Annotated in this window: 17 protein-coding genes, 1 tRNA gene and 1 pseudogene; 10 read left to right on the top strand and 9 right to left on the bottom strand. The window is 42.4% G+C overall.

The window, feature by feature from the left end; all coding sequences use genetic code 11:
- Nucleotides 1-61 precede the first annotated feature (61 nt).
- The 6 genes and pseudogenes from H6G97_RS08045 to H6G97_RS08020 form a co-directional block, all read left to right on the top strand.
- A pseudogene (locus H6G97_RS08045) lies at nucleotides 62-3340 on the top strand (phycobilisome rod-core linker polypeptide); the annotation flags it as partial.
- A 411-nt stretch (nucleotides 3341-3751) separates the two neighbouring features.
- A complete protein-coding gene (apcA, locus tag H6G97_RS08040; RefSeq protein ID WP_190940129.1) occupies nucleotides 3752-4240 on the top strand; it encodes an allophycocyanin subunit alpha in 489 nt (162 codons plus the stop codon).
- A gap of 65 nt (nucleotides 4241-4305) precedes the next feature.
- Nucleotides 4306-4794 carry an allophycocyanin subunit beta gene (gene apcB / locus H6G97_RS08035; protein ID WP_069068902.1) on the top strand — a complete coding sequence of 163 codons (489 nt, stop codon included), beginning with the start codon at nucleotides 4306-4308 and terminating at the stop codon, nucleotides 4792-4794.
- Nucleotides 4795-5019: 225 nt separating this feature from the next.
- On the top strand, nucleotides 5020-5226 hold the full coding sequence (locus tag H6G97_RS08030) for a phycobilisome linker polypeptide (RefSeq protein WP_094349821.1): 207 nt from the start codon (nucleotides 5020-5022) through the stop codon (nucleotides 5224-5226).
- A 160-nt stretch (nucleotides 5227-5386) separates the two neighbouring features.
- Complete coding sequence (locus H6G97_RS08025; protein ID WP_422394170.1) at nucleotides 5387-5674, top strand: sensor histidine kinase; 288 nt, start codon at nucleotides 5387-5389, stop codon at nucleotides 5672-5674.
- Between the two features lie 271 nt (nucleotides 5675-5945).
- Complete coding sequence (locus H6G97_RS08020; RefSeq protein WP_190940128.1) at nucleotides 5946-7154, top strand: FtsW/RodA/SpoVE family cell cycle protein; 1209 nt, start codon at nucleotides 5946-5948, stop codon at nucleotides 7152-7154.
- A gap of 262 nt (nucleotides 7155-7416) precedes the next feature.
- Here the strand turns inward: H6G97_RS08020 and H6G97_RS08015 are convergent, their stop codons facing one another.
- Both H6G97_RS08015 and H6G97_RS08010 read right to left on the bottom strand, forming a co-directional pair.
- Nucleotides 7417-8925: a UbiD family decarboxylase gene (locus H6G97_RS08015; RefSeq protein WP_190940127.1), complete on the bottom strand. Its 1509-nt coding sequence runs from the start codon at nucleotides 8923-8925 to the stop codon at nucleotides 7417-7419.
- Nucleotides 8926-9611: 686 nt separating this feature from the next.
- Nucleotides 9612-10334, bottom strand: a complete 723-nt coding sequence (locus tag H6G97_RS08010; protein WP_190940126.1) for a carbonic anhydrase — start codon at nucleotides 10332-10334, stop codon at nucleotides 9612-9614.
- A 658-nt stretch (nucleotides 10335-10992) separates the two neighbouring features.
- Here H6G97_RS08010 and H6G97_RS08005 point away from each other — a divergent pair.
- A complete protein-coding gene (locus H6G97_RS08005; protein ID WP_190940125.1) occupies nucleotides 10993-12408 on the top strand; it encodes a flavin-containing monooxygenase in 1416 nt (471 codons plus the stop codon).
- Nucleotides 12409-13642: 1234 nt separating this feature from the next.
- Here the strand turns inward: H6G97_RS08005 and H6G97_RS08000 are convergent.
- The 7 genes from H6G97_RS08000 to H6G97_RS07970 all read right to left on the bottom strand — a co-directional run bounded on the left by H6G97_RS08000 (nucleotide 13643) and on the right by H6G97_RS07970 (nucleotide 18909).
- Nucleotides 13643-14371 (bottom strand): ABC transporter ATP-binding protein, encoded by a 729-nt coding sequence (locus H6G97_RS08000; protein ID WP_190940124.1) that lies wholly within the window; start codon nucleotides 14369-14371, stop codon nucleotides 13643-13645.
- A gap of 70 nt (nucleotides 14372-14441) precedes the next feature.
- Nucleotides 14442-14666, bottom strand: a complete 225-nt coding sequence (locus H6G97_RS07995; protein ID WP_012407913.1) for an indolepyruvate ferredoxin oxidoreductase subunit alpha — start codon at nucleotides 14664-14666, stop codon at nucleotides 14442-14444.
- A 199-nt stretch (nucleotides 14667-14865) separates the two neighbouring features.
- Nucleotides 14866-16080 (bottom strand): ATP phosphoribosyltransferase regulatory subunit, encoded by a 1215-nt coding sequence (locus H6G97_RS07990; protein WP_190940123.1) that lies wholly within the window; start codon nucleotides 16078-16080, stop codon nucleotides 14866-14868.
- Nucleotides 16080-17021, bottom strand: a complete 942-nt coding sequence (locus H6G97_RS07985; RefSeq protein ID WP_190940122.1) for a J domain-containing protein — start codon at nucleotides 17019-17021, stop codon at nucleotides 16080-16082. Before H6G97_RS07985 ends, H6G97_RS07990 begins: the two co-directional genes overlap by 1 nt.
- 74 nt (nucleotides 17022-17095) lie before the next feature.
- Nucleotides 17096-17908, bottom strand: coding sequence for an inositol monophosphatase family protein (locus tag H6G97_RS07980; RefSeq protein ID WP_190940121.1), 813 nt, complete (start codon nucleotides 17906-17908; stop codon nucleotides 17096-17098).
- Between the two features lie 61 nt (nucleotides 17909-17969).
- Nucleotides 17970-18515, bottom strand: a complete 546-nt coding sequence (locus H6G97_RS07975; protein WP_190940152.1) for a thermonuclease family protein — start codon at nucleotides 18513-18515, stop codon at nucleotides 17970-17972.
- Between the two features lie 25 nt (nucleotides 18516-18540).
- Nucleotides 18541-18909 (bottom strand): 2Fe-2S iron-sulfur cluster-binding protein, encoded by a 369-nt coding sequence (locus H6G97_RS07970; RefSeq protein ID WP_190940120.1) that lies wholly within the window; start codon nucleotides 18907-18909, stop codon nucleotides 18541-18543.
- 107 nt (nucleotides 18910-19016) lie between these two features.
- On the opposite strand from H6G97_RS07970, the gene H6G97_RS07965 reads away from it, so the two are divergent.
- The 3 genes from H6G97_RS07965 (at nucleotide 19017) to H6G97_RS07955 (ending at nucleotide 23111) form a co-directional block, all read left to right on the top strand.
- Nucleotides 19017-19101 (top strand) — tRNA-Ser (locus tag H6G97_RS07965).
- Between the two features lie 471 nt (nucleotides 19102-19572).
- Nucleotides 19573-20637 (top strand): serine/threonine-protein kinase, encoded by a 1065-nt coding sequence (locus tag H6G97_RS07960; protein WP_190940119.1) that lies wholly within the window; start codon nucleotides 19573-19575, stop codon nucleotides 20635-20637.
- A 437-nt stretch (nucleotides 20638-21074) separates the two neighbouring features.
- Nucleotides 21075-23111 carry a serine/threonine-protein kinase gene (locus H6G97_RS07955; RefSeq protein WP_190940118.1) on the top strand — a complete coding sequence of 679 codons (2037 nt, stop codon included), beginning with the start codon at nucleotides 21075-21077 and terminating at the stop codon, nucleotides 23109-23111.
- The last annotated feature ends 17 nt before the right edge of the window (nucleotides 23112-23128 follow it).

Raw genomic sequence — 23128 nt, 5'->3', positions numbered from 1 at the left:
AAGCCTCAAAGCGACCCAGACTTAACACATAAATGATTATGATGGGAGTTTTACAAATCCGATGAGTGTTAAGGCAAGTGGTGGAAGCTCAGTTGCGCATCCGCAACTATATCAAACCCTAGCTGTAGCGACAATTACCCAAGCCGAGCAGCAAGACCGCTTTTTGGGAAGTGGTGAATTAAATGAACTGGCAAGCTATTTTGCGTCTGGTGCAAAGCGTCTAGAAATTTCTCAGACGCTGACGGATAATGCCGAGATTATTGTATCTCGCGCTGCCAACCGGATTTTTGTCGGTGGTTCACCAATGGCTTTTTTAGAAAAGCCTAGAGAAGTAGAAGTAGTACCTGTTAGTGCTGGTGCTAATGTTCAGCAAGGGATGCAACTGGGAACTGTAACCTACGTTGAAAGTCGTGGTGGGTTCTTAGAAAATTTACGATCAATATTTAACTCATCCCCCAGTGGCCCGACACCTCCGGGTTTCAGACCAATTAACATTGCTCGATATGGCCCAAGCAACATGGCCAAGAGCTTGCGGGATTTATCCTGGTTCTTGCGCTACGCTACTTATGCGATCGTTGCTGGCGACCCCAACATCATAGCGGTGAATACACGGGGTTTGCGGGAAATAATTGAAAATGCCTGCTCTGGTGAAGCAACGCTAGTAGCTTTGCAAGAAATCAAAGCTGCGTCACTTTCCTTTTTCCGCAAAGATGCTGAGGCTACAGAAATTGTGTCTCAGTACATGGATGTTTTGCTAGCAGAATTCAAAGCAGCCACACCTTCAAATAAAGTTCGCCAACGTCCCTCTAGCGACCAGCAAGGGTTGCAACTGCCGCAAATTTACTTTAATGCGGCAGAACGGCGTCCCAAGTTTGTGATGAAAACTGGGTTGTCAGCTACCGAAAAAAATGAGGTAATCAAGGCTGCATATCGGCAAATTTTTGAGCGCGATATTACCCGTGCTTATAGCTTGTCAATATCTGACCTAGAATCCAAGGTGAAAAATGGCGACATCTCCGTGAAGGAGTTTGTTCGTCGTCTTGCTAAATCTCCCCTTTACCAAAAACAGTTTTACCAGCCTTTTATTAACAGCCGAGTCATTGAACTAGCTTTCCGTCACATTTTGGGACGGGGCCCAAGTAGCCGTGAAGAAGTACAAAAATACTTCTCAATTATTTCTGACGGTGGTTTACCAGCGATAGTAGATGCCTTAGTAGATTCTGCTGAATACAGCGATTATTTTGGTGAAGAAACAGTACCCTACCTGCGGGGTCTGGGTCAAGAAGCCCAAGAATGTCGCAACTGGGGGCCGCAGCAAGACCTGTTGAACTACAGTGCGCCTTTCCGCAAGATACCTCAGTTCATCACGACATTTGCGGCTTACGAGCAACCGCTACCAGACCAACATCCTTATGGTTCTGGTAATGACCCCTTGGAAATTCAGTTTGGAGCGATTTTCCCGAAAGAAACTCGCAACCCCAGCACCAGTCCGGCTCCTTTTGGCAAGGATACCAAGCGCATCCTAATTCACCAAGGGGCAGGGATTAATAACCAAAATAGCAATCCCAAGGCGCGGGGTGAAGCTCCTGGTACTCTTGGGCCTAAGGTGTTCAAGTTAGATCAACTGCCTGGTACTAGAGGTAAAAAGGCTGCCAAAAATTCTAGCGTCAGATTTTCTGAAAGCTCCACGCAAGCACTGATTAAAGCAGCTTACCTGCAAGTTTTCGGTCGCGATCTTTACGAAGGTCAGCGCCCAAAGGTATTGGAAATAAAGCTGGAAAACGGCGACATCTCTGTACGGGAGTTTATCCGTGCTTTGGCTAAGTCGGATATATTCCGCAATCTGTACTGGACATCGCTCTATGTTTGTAAAGCGATCGAGTATATTCACCGCCGCTTGTTGGGTCGTCCGACTTATGGTCGTCAAGAACTCAACAAGTACTTTGACATCGCTGCCAAAAAAGGCTTTTACGCGGTGGTTGATGCCATTATTGACAGCGTAGAATACACTGAAGCATTTGGTGAAGATACAATTCCTTACGAACGGTATCTGACTCCTGGTGGTGTCTCAGGGCGGCAATTGCGCGTTGGTAGCATTCGTGAAGATGTTGCGGCGAAAGTTCAGAAGGAAGTAACGCCAAGCTTTGTGACACTGGGTACAGTCACAGAAAAACGGTCAGAACCAGATGTTCAGTTCCGCGTTAACCAAGGTGTCAGCAAGCAACGCGAACAAACCAAAATCTTTAAGTTGGTAGCGAATACCAGCGACAAAGTTGCAGTGCAAACGTTGATTAGTGCTGCATATCGTCAAATTTTTGAGCGGGATATTGCACCCTACATCGCCAAAAACGAATTTACAAAATGGGAAAGCAAGCTGGGGAATGGCGAAATTAGTGTGAAGGAATTTATTGAAGGTTTGGGTTACTCTAACCTCTACCTGAAAGAGTTCTACACACCTTACCCCAACACCAAGGTGATTGAGTTGGGAACCAAACACTTCTTGGGACGTGCGCCACTAGACCAGTCAGAAATCCGCAAGTATAACCAGATTTTGGCTACTCAAGGTATTCGTGCCTTTATTGCTGCTTTGGTAAATAGTGTGGAATATAACAAGGTATTTGGTGAAGATACGGTGCCTTACCGTCGTTTCCCAACCCTACCTGCGGCAAACTTCCCGAATACAGAGAAGTTGTACAACCAGCTTACCAAGCAAAACGATGACGTAGTTGTACCGAGCTTTAAGCCAGTGCAACCGCGTGTAGGAGTTAGCAACGATACTCCGCTTTTGACCCAAGCGATCGCAGATATTGCAGCACAAACAAACGGTAAGCTCTCATTTGCTGAACTGGGTCGTTCCTACAACGATGGTAGCGGACAAACCGTGGAACAGGGTGTGCGTAAATATGCACGCATTTACCGTCTAACGGAAAGCATCAGCCAAGCCGAAAAAGAACAAGCAATCAACGCCATTTACTGTCAAGTGTTGGATGTATTTAGCGGTGAAGTGCCTGATAATTTCCGCCGTACTGACCTAGAGGGCAAGCTCCAGAACGGTGAAATTTCCGTGCGGGAGTTTGTGCGTGAACTAGCCAGTTCCCAAATCTATCGCCAACGCTTCTTGTCACGTTATCCTGATGCCAAGGTCGTTGAGTTCCTCTTCCGTCACCTATTGGGGCGTACACCCGCAGATCAAGAAGAAATTCGCCAGTATAACAAGCTGCTAGCTGATAGTGGTTTGTCGGCTGCTGTAGAAGCAATAGTCGATAGCCCAGAATATAGCCGTTACTTCGGTGAAGATGTTGTGCCTTACAACCGCTTCCCGTCTCTGCCAGCAGGTAACTAGCTCGGCAGTGTAGCGGTTGATTAGGAAGTAAGCAGTAGGGAATAGGGAATAGGGAATAGATTATTTCTACTCCCTAGTCCTTAATCCCCAGTCCCCATGCCCTTCGCAACCCTTCGTAATACGCTCTCAGATTGCTGCCAAAACAGTAAATTCTGAAAAGCAATATTACAAAGTATTAAGAGCAGTCATAAATGCTCAACAGAATGCCGGAAAATGTTTTGCGGAAGGTAACTGAGTTTCAAAGCTTGCGTACTTAATATTGGCTCAAGCAAACTCGTAATTTATTAGCCGTAGCAGTTATTAAACTGTTGTGTCTAAAAGAACGAGAAAACAAACTCAGTAAACCAAATTTAAAGTCGCACCAGTTTAATCAAATCCTGGTTTCATTCGTATTGGAGGAATCCATTAATGAGTATTGTCACGAAAGCTATCGTGAATGCTGATGCAGAAGCCCGCTATCTCAGCCCTGGTGAGTTAGATCGGATCAAATCCTTTGTTGGAAGTGGTGAGCGCCGTCTGCGGATTGCTCAAGTTTTGACAGAAAATCGCGAACGGCTTGTTAAGCAAGCTGGCGATCAACTGTTCCAAAAGCGTCCTGATGTTGTGTCTCCTGGTGGAAACGCTTACGGTCAAGAATTGACTGCTACTTGTCTGCGTGACCTAGATTACTACCTCCGCCTCGTTACCTACGGTATCGTTGCTGGTGATGTAACCCCCATCGAAGAAATTGGTGTTATCGGTGTCCGTGAAATGTACAAGTCCTTAGGAACTCCTATCGATGGTGTTGCTGAAGGTATCCGTGGAATGAAGAATGGAGCTGCAACATTGCTCTCTGGTGATGACGCTAGTGAAGCTGGTGGCTACTTCGACTACCTAGTTGGCGCTCTTCTAGGATAGGGTAAAGCTGTTTACCTACTGAAACAGAAGTATTGCAATACGGTTGGAAATAAGGAATTAACAACATGGCTCAAGACGCAATTACCGCTGTCATTAACTCCGCAGATGTTCAAGGTAAATACCTAGACTCTTCTGCTTTAGAAAAGCTAAAAGGCTACTTTGCTACTGGCGAACTGCGGGTACGTGCTGCTAGCACCATCAGCGCTAACGCTGCTGCGATCGTCAAAGAAGCTGTAGCAAAATCTTTGCTGTACTCTGACATCACCCGTCCCGGTGGTAATATGTACACCACCCGCCGCTATGCTGCTTGCATCCGTGATTTGGACTACTACCTCCGCTATGCCACCTATGCAATGTTGGCTGGCGATCCTTCCATTCTGGATGAGCGTGTACTAAATGGCTTGAAGGAAACCTACAACTCTTTAGGAGTTCCCGTTGGTGCTACCGTGCAAGCTATCCAAGCCATCAAGGAAGTAACCGCCAGTTTGGTAGGTTCTGATGCTGGTAAGGAAATGGGCGTTTACTTAGACTATATCTCCTCTGGCTTAAGCTAAGAACTAGTTTGCGCTTAAGAATTTAAGTGCGGCTTTATTAAGGTCTGGAAATCAGCCGTGAGTGCTAGAACGTTATATTGCTTATCTTTGGTTAATTATCAGTGATGAGTGTTTGGTGGTCTAGTATTGATGTTTGATTTCCAGCCTTTGAATGATTAAAAGATATGCACTCAAGATTTTGAGATAAAAAAGTTTTCACAAGGTATACAGGAGATTTTCAAAATTATGTCCCGTTTGTTTAAAATTACTGCTCTAGTTCCTAGCCAAACCCGAATTCGTACCCAACGCGAACTCCAAAATACTTACTTTACTAAGTTAGTTCCCTATGAGAACTGGTTCCGTGAACAGCAACGCATTCAAAAAGCAGGCGGCACAATCATCAAGGTGGAACTAGCAACTGGTAAGCAAGGTGCTAATACTGGGTTGTCGTAATTGCTGTAGATAAAACATTATTTTAGAGAATTGCTAAGAGGTCAAGAAAGACCTCTTTTTTATTTAAGAATTGATACTAGAAAAAATCTGGTAATTGAGTATTCAATAAATAACACCGTAATTACTCTCAGCGCAACTCTGACAGATAAGTTGAGTACGAATTGCTGATAATGGTTCAGGAATGACAGAAGCAGTTAAGGAACGACTGTTTAATCCATTTTTTACAACTAAGCCTGTAGGTAAGGGTACAAGATTAGGTTTATCAATTAGCTATCAAATTATAGTTGAAAAACATGGGGGAACACTGAGATGTGTATCACAACCTGGACAAGGAACTGAGTTCTGGATTAAAATTCCCCTGTCTATAGACAGACAAACAGTTAATGGCATTAAATCCTTGAGTTTTATGAATTGTCACAACTCAGCAATGCTTGCAATGGGGGAGTAAGACTCACCACTTGATGATTTTGACTCTCCGAACTTCTGAACTAAAAAAGCCTTAGATTCAGGAGAACTCTAAATTATTCTTTAAATTACTTATTAATGTATCAAATTATGCTTGTAACTTTCCATGCAGCGATCGCAAATATTGATCGAGCAGTGTATTGAAGTTGACAACTTTAAAATTTATGGTTGTAAAGCCTGCTTATCAGTTATAAGTTATGATTTATGAGCTTTATTTCTAACTCCTAATTTCTAACTTTTTACCTGTACTGATCGTGAATCTACGCCGCCTGATTCCAATTTTTGATAGTTCAGTCTCCAACTGGGCCTTAGAAGCGCGGTTGTTGCGCTGGTTAACGTTGATTTGGCTGTTCGTCGGCTTGATCATGCTATTTTCAGCATCCTATCCCGTCGCTGATGGCCGTCATAATGATGGGTTGTACTACTTTAAGCGTCAACTGCTTTGGGTCTTAGTTTCCTTAATCGGATTCAATATTATTGTTAATTTACCATTGCAGAAAATTTTGGGACTAGCCCATTGGTTTTTGTTGCTATTTTTGGCGTTAATTTTTGTCACACTGATCCCAGGATTGGGAAAAAAGGCTTTTGATGCAGCGCGTTGGATTGCGATCGGGCCAATTCCGATTCAACCTTCAGAATTAATTAAACCCTTTTTAGTGCTGCAAAGTGCGCGGCTTTTTGGTCAGTGGGAACGAATCAGTTGGCGGATTCGCTTGTCTTGGTTGGGTATTTTCGGTTTGGTACTTTTAGGAATTCTTGCCCAACCTAACTTGAGTACAACAGGACTTTGCGGCATGACTATTTGGCTAATTGCTCTCGCAGCTGGTTTACCTTACAAGTATCTGGGAGGAACAGCAATTGGTGGAGTGATGTTGGCAGTACTCAGTATTAGCATCAAAGAGTATCAGCGTAAGCGGGTGATGTCATTCTTCAATCCCTGGGCGGATCCGACAGGAGATGGCTACCAGTTGGTGCAAAGCCTACTAGCTGTGGGTTCTGGCAAAACTTGGGGAGCTGGATTTGGGCTTTCTCAGCAAAAGCTATTTTATTTACCAATTCAGGACACCGATTTTATTTTTGCGGTGTTCGCTGAAGAGTTTGGCTTTGTTGGCAGTATGGTGTTGTTAGTACTTTTAGGTACATTTGCTACTCTCGGATTAATTGTGGCGCTGAAGGCTAAAAATATAGTACAGCGATTAGTAGCGATCGGCGTGACGACTTTGATGGTAGGACAATCGTTGCTCCACATCGGTGTTGCTACGGGTTCTTTACCAACTACAGGCTTACCTTTGCCTATGTTTAGTTATGGTGGTAATTCCATGATTGCTAGCTTAATCGCTGCTGGGTTGCTGATTCGAGTAGCACGCGAGAGTAGCGAAGCTGAGGTAGTACCGTTGCGAAAACCTATGATTGAAAATGGGCGCAGACGCAGAGTTTTTCAGAAAAATAGAATTGAAAAATAGGAAAAGGGGCAGGGAGCAGGGGAAAATGACCCATTTCCCTGTCTCTTCATTGAGCTAGTGGTCTATCGCATTAAATTATGATGGGTAAATCACCTTTAAATTTCTATTCTCTAACTCTTAACTTCTCTGCGATACGCTGCGTGAACGCATTCTTTGCGTCCTTTGCGTCCTTTGCGGTTCGTTAGAGAAGGACGCAAAGAGAAGAAAGAAATGCTTAACCTAAACGTATTGACTTCTAGTCGCCCAAATATTCTTTAACGCGTTACCTCATATCATAGCCAAACAAATTCGGGTCTACTTCTCCTAACTGCAACTCTGCTAAACCATACTCCGCCCATCGCCTTTCTACCATTGCCGCCACATCTGGGTCAGACTCTAAAGGCGAACCCCATTCATGGTCTGTTTCCGGCGGAATCTTTGTAGTTGCATCAATTCCCATGCGTCCACCTAAGCCAATCTTTTCACTGGCAAAATCCAACGTATCAAAAGGTGTATTTGGCAAAATAAAGACATCCCGCACGGGGTCAACTTTGGAACTAATCGCCCACACAACTTGACGCGGATCGCGAATATTTATGTCTTTGTCTACCACAATTACAAATTTTGTGTATGTAAATTGTGGTAAGGCACTCCAAAATGCTAAAGCTGCCCGTCGCGCTTGTCCCGGATATGCTTTATCAATGGAAATAATCGCCGCTTTGTAACTCAAAGCTTCCATTGGTAGGAAGAAATCGACAATTTCTGATACTTGTTGCCGCAGTATGGGAGTATAAATGCGATTTAGTGCGATCGCCATCATCGCTTCTTCTTTCGGTGGACGTCCGCTAAATGTTGTTAAGTAAATCGGATTTTTCCGGTGCGTCATACACTCAAAGCGTACCAAGGGCGAATCTTCTACACCGCCGTAATAACCCATGTGGTCGCCAAAAGGCCCATCTGGTAAAACTTCCCCTGGTGTAATCGTGCCTTCCAAAACAAATTCTGAATCTGCGGGAACTTCCAAATCGACAGTTTTACACTTCGCTAACTGCACACCTGAACCGCCATAGAGTCCAGCAAACAGCCATTCTGATAAATCTACAGGGATGGGTGTGGCAGCTGCCATAATAATTAGAGGATCTACACCAAGTGCGATCGCAACTTCTAATTTTTTCCCACGTTCGGCCGCTTTTCGCAAATGCCTCGCCCCACCCCGCACTGATAACCAGTGAACTGTCATCGTATTTTTAGATTGTAGTTGCAAGCGATACACACCTACATTTGCTGTACCCGTCTCACAATCTTTGGTAATTACCAGTCCCAGCGTAATAATCTTGCCAGCATCACCAATATAAGGACGTATCAACGGCAACTTATGTAAATCTAAATCATTACCTTTAAGTACAACTTGCTGGCAAGCGGGGAAAAAGTCCCGTCCTGGTTTCGCCTTCACCACATCAAACAGCACTTTCCCAAAATCTATCGCCTGGGAAATCTTCTTCGGCGGTTTTGGCTGTTGCAGCATACTCAGTTTTTTCCCCAGAGTTTCCAACTCCTCTGGATGCTGCATATTCATCGCCCAACAAATCCTTTCCACGGTTCCCATCAAATTCACCGCCACCGGGAAGGAAGCACCTTTGACGTTTTCAAACAACAACCCTGGCCCACCTTTTTGCAGCATCCGGTTGGAAATCTCAGCAATTTCTAAATCTGGGTCAACTAAAGCTGAAATTCGCCGTAATTGTCCTCTTTCTTCCAAAATTTTAATGAATCCCCGCAAGTCTCTCGCCATTGTTCTAATAAAGCTGATTATTTAAGAAGTGTGAAGCGCTTTCTTATATTATGGGGCATTGGGTATGGGGCATTGGTCATTGGACATGGTTATTCTGCTTGTCCTTTATCCCTCAATTCAGGAAATTGTTGGTTTTAATTGGAAATTAACCTATTTAGTAACTTTTCTTAACTGTGTTTTCCAAAGTATTTAGTTATTGTATCTAGGGATACGCAATTATTTTTACGAATAAGCGCTAACCTAATCAAACATGGCCAGAATAAACTATACCTTCCTGGCAGGCAGCCTTGTTATATGGCCCCTGCTGGGTTTATTTGTTACAAGCTTTAACTGTGCTTTGTTTTTAGGTTTTGCTGAATTTTCGTGAGATTAAATTGGCGTAGCCCAACCTAAGCATCGCCAATACCATTTTTAAAAATCTTTGCAATAAATGAATCGGCTGTAGGAGTAACATCTGTACGACCCCACAATGTATAGACCTAGCACTGCTACATCTCTAGAAGGGTTCTGGATAACACATATTTAATTTCACCAGATGTCTAAGATATATGCAACTGATATTTTGTAAAGCGCTATAAGGAAGATTTTTCTAAGTAGAGCAATGAATTTAATTAATCTTTTTTATAAATAATTATTTTTTTAACATCATTAAACTAATAATTATACGTCTAAAATGTGTGAGATATTCAATCAATAATGTTGATTTTACCAGTGTCAATATCGTAACAAGCACCAACAATTTTTAGTTTACCTTCACGCAACAATTTAGCTAAAATAGTTGAGCTTTCTTGCAATTTCTCAGTCTGATACTGAATGTTCGCAATAACTGCATCTTGTATATTATCATCTGTTCTAAACTTTACGTTTTCGACAGATGGTTTAATACCCTCAACAATTAAACCAATTCTGCCAGGAAGTGGTTCGTTTTTGATTGCTTCTGCTACTGCACCGCATCTTCTATGACCCAAAACCATAATCAGCTGCGAACCTAATACTGCCGTAGAATATTCCAGACTACCTATAACCGTGTCACTGACAACATTACCAGCAACTCGCACGACAAATAAATCTCCAAGTCCTTGATCGAAGACGATTTCCGCAGGTACTCTAGAATCTGCACAACCTAATATAGCGGCAAAAGGATACTGAGCTTTAGCAACTAATCGTAAACGTTCTAGTGATTGATCGGGATATTTACGTTTCTGATCGATAAATCTTTGATTACCATCCAGCAAGCGTCTGATAGCTTCATTAGAACTAACTGGATTCGGGTTGTCTGGATGAATATCAGCAACAGCAGTTTGCTCTGTATTCCAAAAGCTATCACCAAAAACAGTAGCTGCAATACCTACTACACTGGCAAATTTTAATAAATCACGTCGCCCTAAAAATCCATTAACTCGACTCATCAATCTACCTGAAAATAACAAAGCTGTTCCAAGAAGATATCAGATTTAAGCAAGATGCAAGAGTACCCTTTTACACGATTTAAGAGTTATTTAATCTTCAGATTGCATCGTAACTTAGAATTTAAGTAGGTAGACACAATTAAACATACAATAAAATAGAATTTTCTTAAATTAAAATGCCGTATTTACTGCTACATTTCCAAATTGTCAGTTCACCTAAGATTTGAAACTAATAATAAGTCGGCAGAAATAAACACAATAATGAAGTTTAGGAATATAACGTCAAGCTTCCCCATGTTTATCAATTTTTTAGTCGTACTGCAATTTTGCAATCGGAGCGATATACAACTCTAGCTAGAGAAGCTAAAGTGTTCCGAAATATATGACAACACAACACAGGTAATGCGGGTGGCAATTAGGCATCATCTAAAAAGTACAAAATTTATTTGGGATAGCTTGCTAAATTTAGCTTTCACGTAAAAATTGTTCAGGTTATTTTTACACAAATCCTTGGAAGTATTGTTGCCAATAAATTGCACGTATTTCCTGATGTTTTAGCCTGCGCTTTTTATATCCTTACGAGATATTCTCTCTTTTTGAGTGGGTTAGCTTGGTATCTTCCAAAAGTTTAGATAATAGTCAAGTAAAATTCAAAATTATGTTAGACACTACTCACAAGCATTTAATTCTTGGGGCTGGTTTTGTCGGATTAAGTATGGCTGAAGCGCTCAAGAGCGCGAGTATTCCTTACGACCAAGTTGATGCCAGCGATGACATTGGTGGAAATTGGTATCATGGCGTGTATGAAACTGCACACATTATTTCATCACGGAAGATTACCCAATTTACCCATTTTCCCATGCCGGATAATTATCCGGACTTTCCCAGCGCTCAAAATATACGGGATTACTTAAACTCTTTTGCTGACCATTTTGAGCTACGTAAAAATATTGAACTAAATCGTCGAGTTAGCTACGTGCGACCTGTTGAGAATAATTTCTGGGAAGTTACCTTTGATAATGGGGAACAGCGAATTTACAAAGGGATTATCATTTGTAATGGTCATCACTGGTGCAAACGTTTTCCCAAATTCTCAGGAGAATTTGATGGGGAAATAATTCACTCCAAAGATTATAAAAATCCCCAACAACTACGTGGAAAGAGAGTTTTGGTGATTGGTGGAGGGAATTCAGCTTGTGATATAGCCTCAGAAGCAGCTAGGGTGGGAGCTAAATCTGTGTTGAGTATGCGTGAATCTGTGTGGTTTATTCCCAAAACTTTTGTAGGTGTTCCCATTTCCGATTTAACTGAATGGTGGATGCCACAATGGTTTCAGCGGTTTACGACTTATATAATTATTCTGCTGACCTTCGGTAAGCACAAAGATTATGGTCTACCCGAACCCAAATATCGAATTTTTGATAAGCACCCGACCTTAAATAATGAAGTGCCTTATTATATTAAACACGGTCGCATTACCTATAAACCAGAGGTACGACATTTAGATGGCAAAGAAGTTGAATTTGCGGATGGTAGCCGAGAAACCTTTGATTTAATTGTTTGTGCAACTGGTTTTCATCTTGCCTATCCATTTTTATCTCCAGAACTGCAACGGGTGAAAGGAGCAACAGTGAAATGTTATGGAGGGTCATTTCTTGAAGATTACAAAGGAATTTATTACATCGGTTGGGAACAAGCTAGAGGAGGTGCTGGTTCTGTATTGTCCGCTTTTGCACCCATATTTACCCGTTTTCTTAAACTCCAGGATGAAATTAAAATTCCTGTAGGTCTAGCCCTCAAAAAAATGGGACAGCAACTACCCACAACTCATCTTAAAGATCCGCAAAAGATTTTTTGGGAATTAAAATTAGTCAATCTGTTTTTTCAACGGATGGCTCAAAAAGCTCACCGAATTGATTCCCAGTATTCCCAGGTTGAGAATCATCCACTCCCACCCTTGGACAGTCCCAAACAAAAACAACGAATTTCCAGTGATCAGCCAAGCATTGTAAATGAGACAGTTCATTCCAATGCCTCACACCAAAATTTTTCTGTTACTAAAACCAAGCTATAAACCACAACAGCGCAAAACGGTTGTGCGGTATGGCTACCCAAAATGCTTGTGGTAAGTAAGTTGTAACTTTAATACCACAAGCGTTTCTTATTTTTTGATTTCTGCAAGCTCAAGAGCTACTACTGTCGGTAAATAGTCAACTCAGACAGCTACAGGTTAAATAAATCGTAGCGATCGCCTTGGTGTGTCAATCTGAGTATGGAAAAACCCACGAAAAACCTAATTCCTTTCCCGACGCGGGAAAGGGGAAAATTCAAAATCTTTCTCCTTAAAGGAAAAGAGATTTTCTAAATTCAGTGAAAGGTCAGATATCAATCTCTTCGCCAAAAATCTTTACAATATAATTTGCCTATAGGCACGTACATCTGTACGCCCCTAAACTTGTATCAAGTGTTTCGTGAAATGGTATAAGTCCATTTGTACTATGTGTTTTTTGTTTGATTTCTAGCCAGTTGTGGTGAAGCAGTGACGCTGGCGCTGCATCCACTTTAGGGTGGTTCGGAGAGCGGGAGCGTCAACAACTGGCCATTGGGTGGGACTTTTGAGACGGGAGTTGATCCCTTGTAGAATTTTCTCAATTTCCCTGTAACCCTGTTGATATCTCAATTAAAACTGCAACAGAAAATTTTTGGATGCCAAATTGCCAAAAGCAATCAACATAATTCGTAATTCGTAATGACACTCTCTACCAGATGCTGTGGGTAGCTAGCTTTTGAATAGACATCTGGTGAAATTAAATATGCCTTATCCACAATCCTTGTAGAGATGTAGTAATATTACGTCTCGACATTCATTTTTACCAGATGTCTAGTGAAGATGAGCAGACTCGCTAAAGTTATTGCTAATTAAGAAACTCCTTATAGTAACACACTTGTATAGGTCGCAACCTTTTAATTGTGGTCTAAATACTTATTCATGATGTAATTAAGAATTGCGAGTTTCTAATGGGGATTTTGGCAGATCCAGGTAATTTACGTTTTAGTCACTTTTTCCTGAATGAATGTCCTGTTTTGCCTTTTGACTGGCTGTAGATGTGATTAGAAACGCAAGGATTATTGGGGAGAATTCTTTGAGCATCGAAAACGACGGTCGCGGCAGTGGCAGGAAGTGTTATGGCTTTTGTATTAGTTATAGATAGTTTAGGCGTAGCCCAACCTAAACATCGCTATCGCTTTGTGAAGCTCCCATATTGAGCTGGTGTTACGTTGAATGGGGCAAGAGTGATTACAAAGGGTTAATGTCTCTTACCTGCTCCCAGATATAGTTCACCTACTTTCGGGTCATTCAACAATTCTTCACCAGGGCCGGAGATCGCATCGCGTCCCGATTCTAATACATATCCACGATTAGCCATCTCTAAAGCTTTACGGGCATTTTGTTCTACTAATACGATCGCAGTACCTGCCTGATTAATTTGTTTTATCTGCTCAAAAACTTGTGTCACCAAAATCGGGGACAAAGCAGCAGATGGTTCATCTAAAATCAGCAAACTAGGTTCCAACATCAAAGCTTTGCCCATCGCTAGCATCTGGCGTTCTCCTCCAGAGAGGGTACCAGCGCGTTGACGACGGCGATCGCTTAGTCTGGGGAACATAGTAAATATTTTATCTTTAACTGGTTTCAGGGGAACGTTAAGCACAAAAGCACCCATCTCCAAGTTCTCTTCAACACTGAGGGAGGGGAAGACATTGGCGATTTGCGGTACGTAGCACATTCCTCGTTGGACTATTTCATTGGACTTTAGCCCTACGATATTTTCATCTTTGAAGGTAACTGTCCCTGTGTGGGGGATCAAAAGCCCAAAAATTGCTTTTGCCAAAGTAGATTTTCCCGCACCGTTGGGGCCAATCACTGTTACCAATTCCCCTGGTGCAACCCGGAAATTCACTCCTTGCAGGATATCTACATCTTTGATGTAACCAGCGTGGACATTTTGAACATCTAGTAAATAGTCATTTGTCATTTGTCATTGGTCATTTGTCATTGGTCAACAGTCAAGTCAAGCATAACTATTGACTGTTGACTATGGACTATTAAGGGGTTTTTTGCAACTCCGGTCTTTCTTCTGCAAGAATTGCCCCTTCTACAGGGCAAACTTGCAGACAGATACCACAGTCGATGCAAGTGGCAAAGTCAATCCAGTACCAATCAGTTCCCTTGGCATTTTTGCCTGGGCCATCATGAATACAAGCAACTGGACAGGCATCTACGCAGTCAGCGACGCCTTCACAGACTTCTGTAACAATCGTGTGCGGCATATTCTCGATTCCCTCTTTTCTGTATCGGCTGTTTCTAGCCTAGCAGGGGAGTGGGGATTGGGGGATGAGCAGGGAGCAGGGGGCAGGGAATGGGGAAGGGGTAAAGGGTAAAGGATGTATTCAAAACCTTTCCCCTTTTCCCTTTCCCCTTTAACCGAACCGTATTGCCTAGTCCCCAATCCCCCATACCTTATGCCCACTAAAGCAATGGCTCAATTTTTGGTGAGCCATCAGCTTTTATCCAGGCAATTTGGGCAATGCTGCGATCGCGTGCATGTTGACGGATGGCCTCTGCATCCCTGCCCCCCAAATCAATTTCTACCCGCACTAGATCGATAGAATCTCTGAGTTTTTGCGCGTAGGCAAAGGCGGCGGCGTTAGCACTGGCTGTCTCTGGTGCTACTAACCAGTCACTCGCTGGAGTTACTTGTGGTAATTGCTGAGTAGACAGCAGAACTTGGTATAAATCTTCGATATTGAGTACAAAACCAATTCCGGGGATGTTTTCTCCTTGAGGATGATATAGTCCCAAAAGCTGGTCGTAGCGACCACCGCGTCCTAAAACCCTGGCTTGGGATTCGGTATCGTTGACAACTTCAAATACAATACCAGTGTAATAATCTATAGTCTGGATGAGGCTGAGGTCAAGGATTAACGGCAATTTTTTCTCTGATTCTAGTAATTCTACTAGGGATTTGAGGTTATTCACTGCCTCTTGCTGTTCTTCATCTAGATCCAAACTACTAATTTTTTGCAACACATCTGCACTGGAGCCGCGCAAATCTAGCATGATTTGGGCGCGATCGCGCAGTTTGTCACTCACGGGTAAAGTATCTATAGTAATTCGGTCAAGATGAGCGATCGCACTGCGAACTTGATCTTGGAGATTAGCAGGAAAGGCACTCAGGAGCGATCGCGTAATTCCCGCTTCACCTAAAATTAAATGCCATCCCTGTAAACCCAGTGCTGCCAAACAATCTGCTACTAATAACAGTACTTCTGCATTCGCCAGCAATCCGCTAGCACCTAATAATTCCACCCCAGCTTGATAAAACTCTTGCTGGCGATTGTGTCTACTTTCCCAAGTGCGGCGAAACACATTGGCGTTGTAATACAACCGTTGCGGATAAGTAGTACCCGACATCCGAGTGACAACAGTACGAGCGATGGATGCTGTTAATTCTGGACGTAGCCCTAATTCATCATCTTCGCCATTTTGTTGTAGTTGAATCACCATCTGACGCTGAATTGCTTCCCCCGCCATCAGGGTATCCATACGCTCTAAAGTCGAGGTGATAATCCTGTGATATCCCCAACGGTGAAACACCTGCTGTAACCGATCTTCAATCCAGCGTTTTTTCTCCACATCCAAGGGTAATAAGTCCCTGGCTCCCGCTGCTGGTTGATACACCATTATTTTTTCTTCCCACCAAACAAACCACCAAACAAACCACTACCAGATTTATCTGGTTGCTTATCTCCATTATTGGGGGATGAAGTCACCTTATGATCACTAGGTTGGTGTCCTAAAGCCTTATCTATTTTAGGCTTCCATTGCAACGCCGTTTGGTCATTAGGGTCTAACTTTAGAGCATTATCAAAGTGGATTTTTGCCATTTTTAGCTGATTTTGCTTCAAATACACCATTGCGATTAAGCTATGGCAGCGACTATTTTTCGGTTCTAGCTTTAGCGCATCCTGCAACTCTACTTTGGCTGGGGCAAATTGGTTTTTGTCAATCAAAGATTGAGCGCGACGAACATACTGTTCTACAATCGAGTCTTCTTTTAGCAGTGCTGGTGGTGTATTTCTTGGTGTATTTGGTTGAGGTGTACCTGATTGGACTTTGGGTTGAGCAGGTGGCGCTCCGGGTGATTTGCCCGCACTCCGCATTAAATAGACTAGATTCAACTCACTAGCTTGAGCAATGACTTGCAGCGCCTGTTCTAAAGCATCATATTGGGTTTGGGCTAGTTTAGCGATCGCACTTTTATAGAAATGATCGATATTAGATGCCTCAGCTAACTGTTTAGCCAAGTCGGTGTTTAAAGTTACCGAAGTAGACTCTTGTAGCAGGCGCTTGCCAATTTGCGACAAAATTAGAATATATTCACCACGAGTGCGTTCTCCAGAAAGTTTTTCGTAAGCTGGGTTAACCAACTTTGATAACAATTCGTTGCCTAGCTCTTTTTTAGTAGCAGTTTCAGTAAAACTACTATCTGGATGCAAACGGCGGGCAATTTGGAGGTAGCGTTTACGAATCTCTTTAACATCCGCATCCACTGGAACGCACAATACTGCGTGATGATCTATGAAATCATATTTAAATAGTCCACGATCTATTTTGAAAGACATATAGAGATTTTGCACCAAAGGAGCAGTTAGATTCTTTTTAGTTTACCCAAAGTCGCAATGAAAGCTCCCACCTGCTACACCCAGGATGAGAGTGGTGGAACTTGTAAAAGTTCGCTACTAAGGGAGTCGTGAATATAACTATTTGTGGCGAGAATTCTACCTGACTCGATTTTGACGGAAGTGCCATCGTAGGCGGTGACTTTGCCTCCAGCTTCTTGTACCAAAATGATCCCGGCGGCGATATCCCAAGGAGAAAGCCCTCGTTCCCAGTAACCATCGACACGCCCACAGGCAACATAAGCCATATCTAGCGATGCGGAACCGCTACGTCTGACACCTTGGGTAAGATGGGTGAGGTGACTAAATTCTGCGTAGTTGTTATCAGAGGTTTCGCGGCGATCGTAGGCAAATCCTGTAACTAGTATGCTTTTATTCAGTTCAGATGTTTCTGAAACCTTGATGGGCTGACGGTTTCGCGTTGCTCCCAAACCAGCACCAGCACGGAATAGCTCGTTGTGAAAAGGGTCATAAATTACACCAACTTTTGGAACGCCATTAATTAACAGCCCGATGGAAACCGCGAAAAATGGGTATTGATGAGCGTAGTTGGTTGTGCCATCTAAAGGATCTATTGCCCAGAGGTACTCATTCTCTTGATTACCTAATTTCCCTGATTCTTCAGCAAGAATAGAGTGCTGGGGAAAGTGGCGGCGCAAAATTTCTAAAATCACCTTTTCTGAGGCTTTATCAGCAACAGTGACTAAATCACCAGGCCGTCCTTTTTCAGTAATTGCGTCTTCTAACTTACCCAAGTAGCCTTGCAAAATCGCACCTGCGGCTAAGGCTGCTTCTGTAGCAATGTCTAGAAAAATTTGTAAATTTGTCATTTTTTATTTGTCATTAGTCATTGGGCATTTGTTCTTCTCCCCCAATCCCAACCTCCACTTTTTAAAGATTTTGGCGGCGAAACTCAGCAGGAGTGAGGCGCATAGGTTTTTCTGGGTTCCAAATTCCTTGCCCCATGAGTCTAGCCCATTGTTGGGCACGTTCTAAACGCTGGTCATATTTATGGTTAGGCGATCGCCCAACAAAGATTGCATTCCCTTGTTTGACTAATTCTTCATTCAACAACACCTTATTTTTCCATACATAAGCTAGAGTTCGTCCGATTTTGTCTTTTGCTTCTAAATCAAACTCCAGCATTACTGATTGTTCTCCATCACCAATTAGACTCTCTAACTGTTCTTTTGCTGCTTCCCCCCAAGGGCGTTGTCGCAAATCTGGTGCATCAACACCCACTAACCTGACTTGGGAAATCAAATTTGGTTGTTCAGCCATGCCTAAGACTTCCAAGCTTTGCCCACTAACAACTCGCGCTACTTTCACTTGAGCCTTATTGTTTGGCAGCTGGTTTCTACCTTGGCAACTCACCAAGAGCAATAAGCAAGCCAAAATAGCTATTTTTCGCATCCAGATACTAAGACATCCAACCATCAGAACTTTGATGATTTTGAATTGTTTATTCCTCATCTAAGGGTAAACCTGCTTTAATTTTCCCCCTAGCAAAGTAGCGTCCAAACTGGAGTTCGTAAACTTCATCTTCGTCTTGTGTCTCTACCTCCAAGTCAGAACGGGGATAACTTACACATAACAAGGCATAACCTTGCCGACGTAAATCTGGCGACAATCCGATCGCTTCTGGTTGGTAAATTTCTCCTGACAACACTCTCACAGCACAAGCGGTACAAGCCCCGTTACGGCACGAAAACGGTAGTTCCACCCCTTGTTTTTCGGCAGTGTGCAGGATATAGCGGTCTTCTGGCACTTGTAGGGTGTATGTTTTGCCAGTGGCGCGATCGCGAACTTTAATTGTGTATGTACGGGACATCTGGATTTGCGTTTTGGGATTGGGACTTTCAGATTCAATCTAAAAATATCTTTCTTTATCTTTGCATTTTTTGGGATTATATAGTATGATCGTAACTTGTGGCACCTGGAGAGGTGGCCGAGTGGTTTAAGGCGCAGACCTGGAAAGTCTGTTTAGGGAAACTTAACGGGGGTTCGAATCCCCCCCTCTCCGTTCTCAAAACTAGTTTATATTCACCTGCGTTTTTTGGGGTTGTGGTTTAAAACACGCTCTAAAAAGTTCTCTAGTATGAATTTGCTGATGGTTAGACTCCGCAAACAACAAGGCGAATTCTGTTGATGACTGTATTGGGTTTTTGCACTATTTTCAAACAGGTTACCCAGGATTTGGGGACACAGCGCTTTCTCTAAAAGCCAACTATTACGGATAAGAAAATTACTTTGACAAAACGCTCAAATCCTGATTTGGTAAGTTTTTTATTCTCCAACCAACGAATTTTCGCCTCTGTTAACCAAATTACAAATTAGTCCGTCATACAATCCCTTGAAAATTTATCTTTACTTTTTAAATTTTTAGTATTAGTAGGAGAGTAATGATGATTTGGCAAAGATTAAGTAATCTTACTGTTGCTAACAAATAATTGTTATAAAATTAAAGACATTTCAGAGCAGATATTTTGTACTAATGAATCGTTTTTCTCAGAAAATAACGAGTTCTCAAGAGAGTATTTCACAGCAAACTCAACTTGGCCAGATGTGTGGCTCCAAAAGGCTATTTCGCGATCGCTATGAAATACTGCAAATTTTGGGGCGAGGTGGTTTTGGCATCACATTTTTAGCCAAAAATACCGTATTACCTGGGAACCCGCTATGTGTCATTAAACAGCTTTGTCCAAAAGTGACTAGTCCCCAAAGTTGGGAAAAGGCATGTACGCGCTTTGAAAAAGAAGCAAGAACCTTGGGTAAACTTGGTAGTCATTCGCAAATTCCCATGTTATTAGACTACTTTCAGGCGAATGGGGAGTTTTTTTTAATTCAAGAATACGTGCCGGGTTTAACTTTGGCACGAGAAGTACGGCAAACTGGGCCCAAAAGTGAAGCCTCAGTTAAAGAGTTTTTGCGGGAATTATTACCTGTATTACAGTATCTTCATAAAAATAATGTGATTCATCGAGATATTAAACCCCAGAATTTATTGCGGTGTCAATATGATGGGCGGATAGTTCTGATTGATTTTGGTGCGGTGAAAGAGCAATTAGCTGATGTTTGTGAAAACTCAATTAATAAGGTTGCAAACACCAACTTTATCGGGACTAGGGGATTTGCGCCACCAGAACAGTTTTCTCTACGTCCAGTTTATGCCAGTGATATTTATGCACTGGGTGTAACTTGTATTTATATGTTGACTGCTAAAAGTCCTTTAGAATTGGATTCCGACCCAAAGACTGGTGAAATATGTTGGCAACAACAGGTAAATATCAGCAACAGTTTCGCCCAGATTTTAGCAAAAATGGTGAAATTTACCTTAGATGAGCGGTTTAAAACTGCCGATGAAGTGATCAAAGCTTTAGGTAATGAAAGCTATTTGCCTACTTTGGCTAACTGTTTAACTAACCAAAAATTCAATAATAAAAGTATTACACAATACGAAACTACACAACCGGAAAATTATGATGTTTATGTGCCTCCTATAGCCAGAACTGCTAGTGCCATTCGCAAATGGAGGACAAGGTTTAAAGAAACAAGGTAGCACAATGAAGTTGAAGCCTTTTTTATCGAAAGTATCAAATGAATAATTAATTATGGTCGAGTTAAAATAGTCAAAACAAATTTAGTATGTATTTTAACTATATTTGCTAGTCAGTAATGATTAATTAATCAGGATTTCTCTTTAATACTTAGTTAGTTACCACTTATCAATATACAAGCAGAATTACTAGGTTTAACAGTTTCTAAAAATATTTTTATTCAGATTACTATATAATCGAGAGAATAATTAATCTTATGGCTCTCGTAGTTTTCCACAGATGGGAAGACTGACTACTATTTACAAACGCTAACCATATAAGTAATTCCCCAATCCCCAAAACAGGGTTTTCTACCACAAGTAAGCGAGAGTCAATATTCTTAAGGGAAAATTCGGGGCAAACTTAGTCTAAGTTGTCATGCAGTCGCGCCTGTCAGATCATGATCTGCTGCTTAAATCCCGATTGCTCAAATCCCCTGAATTCCAATGGAAAGAAGTTTTGCCAAAGTTGTAGCACCCCGTTGGTGTCACTTTTAAGAAATCGCTTCCGTGTCATCCGAGTCCTTTCAGATGAGGGGGGATTTGGCAGAACCTATCTATCAGAAGATGTAGATAAACTCAATGAACGGTGTGTTATCAAGCAATTAGCTCCAAAATTCCAAGGAACTTGGTCGCAAAAAAAGGCGATGGAGTTGTTTGCTGAAGAAGCGCAGCGATTACAAGACCTTGGGGAACATCCCCAAATTCCAACTTTGATAGCTTACTTTGAGCAAGACGGTTGCCTATATTTGGTGCAGCAGTTTATCAATGGGGATAATTTGTTAAAGGAGTTGCAACAGCGCAAGGCTTATAACGCTAGGGAAATTCAATCTATTTTGCTAGATTTGCTGCCCATCCTCAAATTTATCCACGATCGCAAAGTAATTCATCGAGACATCAAGCCAGAGAATATTATCCGCCATAAGAGTGATGGGCGATTAAGCCTGATTGATTTTGGTTCCTCAAAGCAATTCACCGCCAAAGTTCAGCAGAAATCTGGCACATCCATTGGTTCACACGGTTATTCTCCCCTAGAACAGATTAGAGATGGTAAAGCTTTTCCCGCCAGCGACTTGTTCGGTGTGGGAGCTACTTGCTTTCATCTGCTAACGGGAAATTCCCCCTTTCAGTTGTGGATGGAATCTGGGTATGCCTGGGTGAGTAATTGGCGAGAATATTTGCGGAGTCCATTAAATCCTGAATTGGATTTTGTCATCGACAAGCTTTTGAAAAAAGACATTTATGAACGTTACCAGTCAGCCGATGAAGTTCTCAGAGACTTGACTCCAAAACAACTCCTGGCATTGCCACCAGCCGGTAAATCGTCTGGAAAAATACCACCAACTAGAGCGCCATCATTACCAAAAAGTTATCCCTTACTGAGAATTTTAATCTTGGTAAGTGCCTTGATTATGTTGTTCGGGTTTGGAGAATCTTGGTATAAACATTTTCGGCGGATTCAGACCAGCTTAGTCTCAAGGCTGAGTCAGCACAATACTTCTGGCAAAGATGAGGCACTTTTAGCTCAATCATTAAAGATTATCTTAGGTAAGGTTTCCTTAGTTAACACCCTCCCAGGACATGAAAATTCAGTTTTATCTGTTGCCGTTAGCCCCGATGGTAAAACCATTGCCAGTAGTGGTGGCAACCGCACAATCAAACTTTGGGATCTGGCAACCGGAAAACAAATCTCTTCACTCAATGGGCATTTTCAGCAGGTGAATGTCATAAAGATTAGTCCAGATGGGAAACTTCTGGTTAGTGCCAGTGATGACAACACCATCAAAATCTGGAATTTGGCAACGCGAAAACAAATTCGCACTTTGGAAGGGCATTCTGACTCAGTTCATGCCCTAGCTATCAGTGCTGATAGCCAGACACTGGTTACTGGTAGTGATGACAACACCATCAAAATCTGGGATTTAGCTACAGGAGAGCAAATTCGGACACTAACAGGACATACATTCTGGGTGCGTTCAATAGCCATCAGTCCCGACAGTGTGATCCTTGCTAGTGGCAGCTTTGATAAGACAATCAAAATCTGGAATTTGACAAAAGGATACCCAATTCGCACATTAGAAGGAAATTCTCAAACAGTGACAACCGTGGCTATTAGCCCAGATGGTAAAACTTTAGCTAGTGCTAGCCGCAATCGCACCATCAAACTTTGGAATCCACTTACCGGCAGAGAAATTCGCACACTGGCGGGGCATAGCAATACCGTTACATCCGTAGCCTTCAGTGACGATGGTAAAATTATTGCTAGTGGTAGCCGCGATCGCACCATCAAACTGTGGAATCCAGCCACAGGAGAAGAAATTCTCACATTAGCAGGGCACACCAACACCGTGACATCAGTTACCTTCAGTGCTGATGACAAAACCCTTGTCAGCGGTAGTGAAGACAACACTATTAAAATTTGGCGTTTGTCGCAGTAAGGTAGCACATCTGTGCT

The sequence above is a fragment of the Nostoc flagelliforme FACHB-838 genome, from assembly GCF_014698065.1.
Lineage (GTDB): Bacteria > Cyanobacteriota > Cyanobacteriia > Cyanobacteriales > Nostocaceae > Nostoc > Nostoc flagelliforme_B.
The sequence above is the reverse complement of the archived record's forward strand: the minus strand, read 5'-3'. Positions and strand labels throughout refer to the sequence as shown.